This is a genomic window from Streptomyces atratus, from assembly GCF_014648655.1.
In the GTDB taxonomy this organism is placed as follows: Bacteria; Actinomycetota; Actinomycetes; order Streptomycetales; family Streptomycetaceae; genus Streptomyces; species Streptomyces atratus.
Window position 1 is genome coordinate 423,983 of sequence record NZ_BMRN01000005.1, and the last position, 9,196, is coordinate 433,178.

Sequence of the window (9,196 nt, forward strand, 5' to 3'; positions counted from 1 at the left end):
CCGCAGGACCGTCCGGCGGGCCGCTGCGTCCGCACGTCTCCGGGCGGACTCGAATGACAAGCCCGCCCGGAGACCGAGCACGAACACGCGCCCGACGGCCGCGAAGCCCCCGCTACCCGTTTGCCCGCGCCGCGGCCAGCAGCTCCTCCGCATGGGCCCGGGCCGTCTGCGAGTCCTCCTGCCCCGCGAGCATCCGGGACAGCTCCCGCACCCGGTCCTCGCCCTCCAGGACCGTGACCCCGCTGCTGGTCACCGACCCGTCGACCGTCTTCTCGACCAGCAACTGCCGGTCCGCGAAGGCCGCCACCTGCGGCAGGTGCGTGACGACGACCACCTGCGCGGACCTGGCGAGCTTCGCCAGCCGCCGCCCGACCTCGACGGCCGCCTTGCCGCCGACGCCCGCGTCGACCTCGTCGAAGAGGTACGTGGGTACGGGATCGGAGCCGGCGAACACCACCTCGACGGCGAGCATCACCCGGGACAGCTCACCGCCCGACGCCCCCTTGGCGATCGGCCGCGGCTGGGCACCGGGGTGCGGGGCCAGCAGAAGCTCGACCTCGTCGGCGCCGGTCGGCCCGTAGACCACACTCCGCCCGCCGATCTCGATGCCGGATGCCTCGTCCGCCGCCTCGGTCTGCCGGATGTCGAAGGAGACCCGGGCGTGCGGCATGGCGAGGGATGCCAGCTCCGCGGTCACCGCCTCGGCGAAGCGCTCCGCCGCCCCCGTACGCGCATCGGTCAACGCCTGCCCGAGGCCCGAGAGTTCGGCGCGCAGAGCATCGCGCTCCGCCGTCAGCTCGCCGATGCGGTCGTCGTCGCCCTCCAGCTCGGTGAGCCGGGCGGCTCCTTCCTCGGCCCAGGCGAGTACGGCGGTGATGTCTTCGCCGTACTTACGGGTGAGTCCGGTGAGCGCGGCTCGCCGCTCCTCCACCGCGGCGAGCCGCAGCGGATCGGCGTCCAGCCGGTCGGCGTACCCGGCCAGTTCCCCCGCCACATCGGCGAGCAGGATCGAGATCTCGCCGATCCGGTCGGCGAGCGCGGCCAGCGCCGGATCGTGGGACCGCACGGCGTCCAGGGACCGTCCGGCGGCCGCGACCACGGTCGTCGCGTCGACGCCCTCCGGGTCCTCCGGGTTGCCCGCGAGCGCGGTGTGTGCGAGGGCCGCCGCGGAAGCGAGCGCCTCGGCATGGCCAAGTCGCTCGGCCTCGGCGGCCAGGTCGCCGTCCTCACCCGCGAGTGGTTCGACCGCAGCGATCTCGCCCAGTCCGAAGCGCAGCAGATCCGCTTCCTGGGCGCGTTCGCGGGCACGCGTCGTCAGCTCGTCGAGCTGTGTGACAACAGCCCGCAGCCGCCGGTAGGCCGCCGCGTACTCGGCGTGCGGCACGGCGACACCGTCGCCCGCGTACCGGTCGAGGGCCTGCCGCTGCCGCGCGGGCTTGAGCAGCCCCTGCTGGTCGGTCTGGCCGTGCACGGCGACGAGTTCGTCGGCGAGTTCGGTGAGTACGCCCACCGGCACGGACCGTCCGCCGAGATGGGCGCGCGAGCGCCCTTCCGCGGAAACGGTACGGCTGATCAGCAGCGCACCCTCGTCGATTTCGGCCCCGGCCTCCTCGGCCCGTACCGCGGCCGCGTCACCGGCGGACACCGTGATCCGTCCCTCGACAACCGCGACCTTGGCGCCGATCCGCACCAGGGCGGGGTCGGCGCGCCCGCCGAGCAGCAGCCCCAGGCTGGTGACGACCATGGTCTTGCCCGCGCCGGTCTCGCCCGTCACCGCGGTGAACCCGGGTGACAGCTCCACCACCGCGTCGTCGATGACTCCGAGCGACCGTATCCGCATCTCCTCCAACACGGACATGACCTTACGAGGTCCGGGCCCCGATGTGCGACGGGCCCCGCCCCCCGGGGTTCACTCTCCCGTGTGCTCCTGAAGCATTCGCACCGCCTCCGGGGGAATGTCCGCCGGTCAGTGCGGCGCGCCCCGCCACCCCGAGACGGGCAGTGCGAACTTCGCCACCAGCCGGTCCGTGAACGAGGCGTGGTGCAGCCGGGCGAGCCGTACGGGCACCGCACCGCGCCGCACCTCGACCCGCGCCCCCGCGGGCAGCTCCACGGTCCTGCGCCCGTCGCACCACAGCACTCCGTGCGGGGTGTGCTGCTGGACCTCGACGGCGAGCACCGAGGTCGGCGAGGTCACCAGTGGCTTGGCGAAAAGTGCATGGGCGCTGATCGGCACCATCAGCAGCGCCTCGACCTCGGGCCAGACGACGGGCCCGCCCGCCGAGAAGGCGTAGGCGGTCGATCCGGTCGGGGTCGCGCAGACGATCCCGTCGCAGCCGAACCCGGTCACCGGCCGGCCGTCGATCTCCAGGACCACCTCCAGCATCCGCTCGGGCGACACCTTCTGCACGGCCGCTTCGTTGAGCGCCCAGTCGGTGTGGACGATGTCGCCGTTGCTGTGCACGACGACGTCGAGCGTCATCCGTTCCTCGACCTGGTACGCCCGGGTGACGACCCGGTCGACGACCTTGTCCAGGTCGTCCCGCTCGGCCTCGGCGAGGAAGCCGACCCGGCCGAGGTTGACGCCGAGCATCGGCACCCCGGAGGCGCGGGAGAGTTCGGCGCCGCGCAGCAGCGTCCCGTCCCCGCCGAGCACGATCAGCAGCTCACAGCCGTCCACGGCCTTGGGTGTGGTGTCCGTGACCGTCTCGACGGACGGCGGCAGCGGGAGATCGGCCGCCTCGGTGGCCAGCACCCGTACACCGAGGCCACTGCGCAGCAGTCCCTGTACGACCAGCTCGGCGCTGCGGATCGCGGCCGGGCGGCCGGTGTGTGTCAAAAGAAAGACAGTTCGTGCCGCATTCGTCGTCAACGAGGCCCCTCCGCCACTGCACGGTCGACATCTGCGGGATCCAGCTCAGGTGCTCCGGCCCGCAGCCACAGAAAGTACTCGACATTTCCCGAGGGCCCCGGCAGTGGACTCGCCGTCACCCCCTGCACTCCGAGACCCAGCGCCCAGGCCCGGCGCGCCACCTCCCGTACCGCTTCGGCCCGCAGCTCGGGGCTGCGCACCACGCCACCGCTGCCGAGCCGCTCCTTGCCGACCTCGAACTGCGGCTTGACCATGAGGACCAGGTCCGCGTCCGGGGCGGCGCAGCGCGCCAGAGCGGGCAGGACCAGCCCCAGCGGGATGAACGACAGATCGCCGACGACCAGGTCCACCGGCTTCCCGTCGATGGCTTCCAGCGTCAACTCCCGTACGTTGGTACGGTCCTTGACGGTGACGCGCTCATCGGACTGGAGCGACCAGGCAAGCTGCCCGTAGCCGACGTCGACGGCGACGACATGACCGGCGCCGGCCCGCAGCAGTACGTCGGTGAAGCCACCGGTCGACGCCCCGGCGTCCAGCGCCCGCCGCCCCTCGACCTTCAGCCCGAGGGGTACGAAGGCGGCGAGGGCGCCGGCGAGCTTGTGCCCGCCGCGCGAGACGTACTCGGGGTCGCTGTCGTCCTTGATCACGACGACAGCGGCGCTGGTCTCGACCTGGGTGGCGGGTTTGGTCGCGGTGTTTCCGCCGACGGTCACCCGCCCTGCGGCGATCAGCTGGCTCGCATGCTCGCGCGAGCGGGCGAGCTTACGGCGTACCAGCTCGGCGTCGAGGCGGCGACGTGCCACTCCTGCCACGTTCGGTTCAGCTCCTGTTGTTGTAGGAGGGCATCGGTGCGGGTACCGGTGCGGGTGCGGTCCTGGCGTCCAGCGCGGTCAGCGCTTCGCGCAGCCCACCGTGTACATCCTCGTACACCTCGATGTGTCCGTCCGCCGGGAGGTGGTCCGCATCGGCGAGACGCTCCAGCCGTGTGTCGACCTCGGCGTTGCCGGTGGGGGTGCGCACGACACCGAGGGGCGCGGGTGCGGCGGGGTCGACAGGAGTGGCGGCGGCCGGGGCCGCGCCCTCGCCGGACGCATCTTCCGCCACGGCCACGGGTGTCGCTCCGGGCGCTGTTCCGGCTGCCGTCCCGAACCCCGGCATCGAGTCGCTCATGCGGGAAACGCTACCGCGAAGGGCTGCGGTACCGTCGGTCACGATGGCGACCATGGCGGAGTGCCGCAGCGCACTCGAGAAACTTTCCGACAACCTCGCGAGGGCCGACGGCGACGTGCGCAGCGCGGCTGCCCTCGACCGCTCGCTGAGCTGTCACATCAAGGACCTGGACATCACCTTCACCGGCCGGCTGGCCAACGGCCGGATCCAGGTCCTGGACACGGTCGACGGCCCGCCCGGGGAGAAGGCCGAGATCCGGCTCGCGATGACCGGCGACGACCTGGTGGCCATGGTGAACGGCGAAATGAACTTCGCCAGGGCATGGGGCGCGGGCCGGGTCCGCCTGGAGGCCGGCTTCCGCGACCTGCTGAGACTCAGGTCGCTGCTGTAGCCGCGGGGCGGGTCCGCTTTCCCGGCCGGTCCCGCCACTGAGGGCAGGCCCCGTCCGGTCAGCCCCCTGCAGCCGGCCTGCCCTGCACGCCCACCGCGCCGCTCCGCGGCTTGCGCGCGGCCGGCACCACCAACGGCGTCCCGGTCTCCGGGTCGTCGATGACCTGGCAGCGCAGCCCGAAGACCCGCTCCACCAACTCCGCGGTGACGACCTGACCGGGTGTCCCCTCGGCGATCACCTCGCCTTCCCGCATCGCGATGAGGTGCGTGGCGTACCGCGCGGCATGATTCAGATCGTGCAGGACGGCCACCAGGGTGCGCCCCTGCGTCTCGTGCAGCTCCGCACAGAGGTCGAGAACATCGATCTGGTGCTGGATGTCGAGGTACGTCGTCGGCTCGTCGAGCAGCAGCAGCGGTGTCTGCTGGGCGAGCGCCATGGCTATCCAGACACGCTGCCGCTGCCCGCCGGACAATTCATCGACATAGCGATCGGCAAGCGCATCGACTCCGGTGGCCGCCATCGATTCCTCGACAATGCGTTCGTCGTCCGGCGACCACTGGCGCAACAGCCCCTGGTGCGGATACCGGCCGCGCCCGACGAGGTCGGCGACGGTGATGCCGTCCGGCGCGATGGAGGACTGCGGCAGCAGTCCGAGCGTCTTGGCCACCTTCTTGGCCGGCGTTCCGTGGATCGTCCGCCCGTCCAGGAGTACCCGCCCGCTGTTCGGCTTCAGCATCCGCGAGAGCGCGCGCAACAGGGTCGACTTCCCACAGGCGTTGGGGCCGACGATCACCGTGAACGAGTTGTCGGGGATCTCGACCGAGAGATTCTCCGCAATGACCCGCTGGTCGTAGCCGAGGGTCACCGAGTCCGCGGTGAGGCGCTGCATGGTCGTACTCCCGGAGTCGGAGGTGATCGGGTGCGCGGGTTCGCCCCTCGCCACGAGCAGAGGCCGCGGCCGAGGCCCGGTCGCCCGGCGGGTCGGCCATCCGGACGGCCGCACACCGAGCAGAACAAAGTTAGGTTAGCCTACCCTCCTTTTGGCTCGAATCGCCGGGAGTCGCCCTTCACAGCCCCAGCCTGGCGACCGCCTTCCCCGCGTCCAGCCCGCACGAGCCGTCTCCGGCGTACGACCACGCCGCCCCGCAGAGCGCCCGCAGCCCGTCGAGCACATCCCCGTCCCCTTCGAGCACCAGGTCGCCACCGCGCACCGACGCCGTCCAGCCACCGCAGCCGAACCCGTCGCCCGCCCGCACCACCTCGGGCTGCCCGGTCAGCAGCCCCCGCAGATCCGCGTCCACGTACGTCGGCCGGTGCTTCGGTTCGGCGGCCACCAACTGCGCCGCGTCCGTCACCCCGGTGAGCACCAGCAGCGAGTCCACACCGCCGTTGAACGCGCCCTCGATGTCCGTGTCCAGCCGGTCCCCGACCACCAGCGGGCGCTCGGCCCCGGTCCGCAGCACCGTCTCCCGGTGCATCGGAGGCAACGGCTTCCCGGCGACCTGCGGCTCGGCCCCGGTCGCGATCCGTACGACCTCCACCGCCGCACCGTTCCCGGGCGCGATCCCCCGGGCACTGGGAATCGTCAGATCCGTGTTGGACGCGAACCACGGCACCCCCCGCGCAATCGCGTACGCGGCCTCGGCGAACCGACCCCACGTCATGTCGGGCCCGCCGTACCCCTGCGCCACCGCGACCGGCTCGTCGTCAGCCGATTCCACCGGCACCAGACCGCGCTCCCGCAGTGCGACGCGCAGCCCCTCGCCACCCACCACCAGCACCCGCGCCCCGGGCGGCAGCTGATCGGCCATCAGCCTGGCCACCGCCTGCGCCGAAGTGATCACATCGGCGGGCTCGGCGGGAACCCCGATTTCGGTCAGATGCTCGGCCACCGCGGCCGGGGGCCGCAGGGCATTGTTCGTCACATAAGCCAGGTGCATCCCACCATCCCGCGCCGCTCCCAGCGACTCGACGGCGTGGACGATCGCATGACCGCCCGCGTACACCACCCCGTCGAGATCGAGCAGCGCCGTGTCGTACGCCTCGTTCAACGCGGTGCTGCTGCCGCTCGGCCTGGTCCTGCTCGCCTGACTCATTCTTTGCGCTCCTCATTCCATGCTTCTGTCCCGATCATCGCGCATCCCGGCCGCACACATACGATGCAGAAATGAACACATCAGGTCCGGCCGGGCAGGGACTGCGTCTGATTCCGTTCCGTGGACTGCGATACGTCCCCGAGCGGGTCGGCAGTCTTGCCGCGGTGACCTCGCCGCCGTACGACGTCGTCGTGCGCCCCGACGGTCTGCACCATCTGGAGTCGGCGGATCCGCACAACATCGTCCGGCTGATCCTGCCGCAGGCCGACACGGCCGCTGCCCGCCACACGCAGGCTGCCGAGACCCTGAACCGCTGGCTGGCCGAGGGCATACTCGCTCCCGATCCCGAGCCCGCGCTGTACGTCTACGAGCAGAGCGACGCCGAGATCCTGCAACGCGGCATCGTCGGCGCGCTGGCACTCTCCTCCCCCGCCGACGGCATCGTGCTGCCGCACGAGGACGTGATGGCCCATGTCGTCGAGGACCGGGCCAACCTGATGCGCACCACTGCGGCCCATCTCGAACCGCTGCTGCTCACCTACCGCAGCGAAGGCCACCCGACCGGCGCGACCGCCGTCATCGAACGGACCATCCACCGGCCGCCGCTCCTCTCCACCACCACCGAGGACGGCTACAGCCACCGGCTCTGGGCGGTCACCCACCCGGCCGACCGGGCCGAGATCGAGGCCGATCTCGCCCACCACCAGGCCCTGATCGCCGACGGCCACCACCGCTGGGCCACCTATCTCCGCCTCCAGCAGGAGCACACAGCTCCCGGCCCCTGGGACTTCGGCCTGGTCCTCCTCGTCGACACGGCCCGCTACCCGCTCCGGGTCCGCGCCATCCACCGGTTGCTGCACCGCTTCCCGGTCGCCGACGCACTCGCCGCGCTGAACGGCCTCTTCCGCATCCGCGACATGGAGGGCCCGCTCCCCCGGGCCTTGGACGCACTCGCCGAAGCGGCCGCCGAAGGCAACGCATTCCTGCTCGCGGGCGACGGCGGCTTCCACCTCATCGACCGTCCCGACGCCGGCTTGCTGTCCCGAACGATTCCGGCCGACCGTCCGACCGCCTGGCAGACCCTCGACGCGACGGTCCTGCACGCGGCTCTGCTCGACCACGTCTGGGAGATCCCCGACGCCCCGGAACACATCGCGTACATACACGACACCGCGGCCGTCGTCGAACAGGCCGAACGTCACAACGCCACGGCGGTCCTGATGCATCCGGTACGTGAGGAAGTCGTCCGGGATCTCGCCCGACAGGGCGTCACCATGCCCCGCAAGTCGACTTCCTTCGGCCCCAAGCCGGCCACCGGCCTGGTCCTGCGAAGCCTCACCCTCGACTGACGCCCACAGCAACAAAAAAGGGCGGCACCCCTTCCGGAGTGCCGCCCTTACTCATGCCTTACGACTCGGACGTACCGTCCTCGTCCTCGTCCTCGTCCTTGCCGTCGCTCTTGTCGGCATCCGCAGCGTCGGCCGACGCCGGAGCGGCGTCGTCCTCGTCCTCGTCCTCACCGAGGGCATCGACGAACTCGACACCGTCCAGCTCGGCAAGCCGGTCCGAGGCATCGGTGGCGCCGTCCTTGTCGGCCTCCAGCGCCTTCCCGAACCACTCACGCGCCTCGTCCTCGCGCCCCGCCGCCAGCAGCGCGTCCGCGTACGCATAGCGCAGCCGCGGAGTCCACGGGTGCACGGCGTTCGAGGCGAGCTCGGAGCTCTGCAGCGTGACGATGGCGGCATCGATCTGCCCCATGTCCCTACGGGCCCCGGCAGCCACCAGACGCATCTCGACCTGACCCGCCTTGTCCAGCTTCTGCACCTCGGGCTCGCCGGCCATGGCCATCGCCCGCTCGGGCCGCCCGAGTCCACGCTCGCAGTCGGCCATGACGGGCCACAGCTCCACGGAGCCGGTCATCCGCTTGGCCGCCCGGAACTCCGCCAGTGCCTCCGAGTACTTCTGCGTCGCGTACGCGGCAAACCCGGCCGCCTCACGCACAGCAGCAACCCGCGAGGCCAGCCGCAACGCGATCCGCGCGTACGCGTACGCCTGCTCAGGGTCCTCGTCGATCAGCCGGGCCACCATCACAAGGTTCCTGGCCACATCCTCGGCCAGGGTCTTCGGCAGGCTCATCAGCTCCTGCCGCACGTCCTTGTCGATCTCGTCACCGGTGACGTCGTCAGGAATCGGAAGCCGCTTGATGGGCTCACGGTCCCGGTCATCACGCCGCTCGTACCCACCACGGTCGTCACGACCGCGGTAACCACCCCGGCCACCACGGTCGTCCCGCTGCCCGCGGTAACCCCCGCCTCGGCTGTCGTCCCGACGGAACCCGCCACCACGGCTGTCGTCATCACGGCGGGGGCCACGCGGCCGGTCATCACGCCGCTCGAACCCACCCGCAGGACGCCCACCACGGTCGTCATCACGACGCGGACCACGGTAGCCACCACGGTCATCGTCCCGGCGCGGACCACGGTCACGATCCCGGTCACGGTCGTCGCGCCGGAAACCACCACCGGCACCACCCCGGCTGTCATCACGACGGAACCCACCCGGACGGTCATCCCGCCGGTCGTCCCGACGGAAACCACCGCCGGAGCCCCCGCCTCGGCTGTCGTCCCGACGGAACCCGCCACCACGGCTGTCGTCATCACGGCGGGG

At 71.5% G+C, this 9,196-nt stretch carries 9 protein-coding genes and 1 pseudogene; 2 read left to right on the forward strand and 8 right to left on the reverse strand.

The annotated features are described in order from the left end of the window. Positions 1-112 precede the first annotated feature (112 nt). The 4 genes from recN to IEZ15_RS12030 all read right to left on the reverse strand — a co-directional run bounded on the left by recN (position 113) and on the right by IEZ15_RS12030 (position 4,042). Complete coding sequence (recN, locus tag IEZ15_RS12015) at positions 113-1,858, reverse strand: DNA repair protein RecN (protein WP_189276409.1); 1,746 nt, start codon at positions 1,856-1,858, stop codon at positions 113-115. Between the two features lie 108 nt (positions 1,859-1,966). Next, positions 1,967-2,872, reverse strand: a complete 906-nt coding sequence (locus IEZ15_RS12020; protein WP_114243788.1) for an NAD kinase — start codon at positions 2,870-2,872, stop codon at positions 1,967-1,969. Continuing rightward, positions 2,869-3,684, reverse strand: coding sequence for a TlyA family RNA methyltransferase (locus tag IEZ15_RS12025; RefSeq protein ID WP_114243789.1), 816 nt, complete (start codon positions 3,682-3,684; stop codon positions 2,869-2,871). The genes IEZ15_RS12020 and IEZ15_RS12025 overlap by 4 nt, the downstream gene beginning before the upstream one ends. Positions 3,685-3,691: 7 nt before the next feature. Further along, positions 3,692-4,042: a hypothetical protein gene (locus tag IEZ15_RS12030; protein ID WP_229845843.1), complete on the reverse strand. Its 351-nt coding sequence runs from the start codon at positions 4,040-4,042 to the stop codon at positions 3,692-3,694. A gap of 43 nt (positions 4,043-4,085) precedes the next feature. Here IEZ15_RS12030 and IEZ15_RS12035 point away from each other — a divergent pair, with 43 nt between their 5' ends. Continuing rightward, positions 4,086-4,433 (forward strand): SCP2 sterol-binding domain-containing protein, encoded by a 348-nt coding sequence (locus IEZ15_RS12035; protein ID WP_189276411.1) that lies wholly within the window; start codon positions 4,086-4,088, stop codon positions 4,431-4,433. 58 nt (positions 4,434-4,491) lie between these two features. Here IEZ15_RS12035 and IEZ15_RS12040 read toward each other — a convergent pair whose 3' ends face one another. Both IEZ15_RS12040 and IEZ15_RS12045 read right to left on the reverse strand, forming a co-directional pair. Then, a complete protein-coding gene (locus IEZ15_RS12040; protein WP_189276412.1) occupies positions 4,492-5,322 on the reverse strand; it encodes an ABC transporter ATP-binding protein in 831 nt (276 codons plus the stop codon). A 178-nt stretch (positions 5,323-5,500) separates the two neighbouring features. Beyond that, positions 5,501-6,529 (reverse strand): HAD hydrolase-like protein, encoded by a 1,029-nt coding sequence (locus IEZ15_RS12045; protein ID WP_114243792.1) that lies wholly within the window; start codon positions 6,527-6,529, stop codon positions 5,501-5,503. Between the two features lie 71 nt (positions 6,530-6,600). On the opposite strand from IEZ15_RS12045, the gene IEZ15_RS12050 reads away from it, so the two are divergent. Continuing rightward, complete coding sequence (locus tag IEZ15_RS12050) at positions 6,601-7,878, forward strand: DUF1015 family protein (protein ID WP_114243793.1); 1,278 nt, start codon at positions 6,601-6,603, stop codon at positions 7,876-7,878. A 58-nt stretch (positions 7,879-7,936) separates the two neighbouring features. Here the strand turns inward: IEZ15_RS12050 and IEZ15_RS12055 are convergent, their stop codons facing one another. Together IEZ15_RS12055 and IEZ15_RS12060 are read right to left on the reverse strand one after the other, a co-directional pair. Beyond that, positions 7,937-8,665: a tetratricopeptide repeat protein gene (locus IEZ15_RS12055; protein ID WP_189276415.1), complete on the reverse strand. Its 729-nt coding sequence runs from the start codon at positions 8,663-8,665 to the stop codon at positions 7,937-7,939. Continuing rightward, a pseudogene (locus IEZ15_RS12060) lies at positions 8,665-9,196 on the reverse strand (hypothetical protein); the annotation flags it as partial. The gene IEZ15_RS12055 and the pseudogene IEZ15_RS12060, both read right to left, overlap by 1 nt.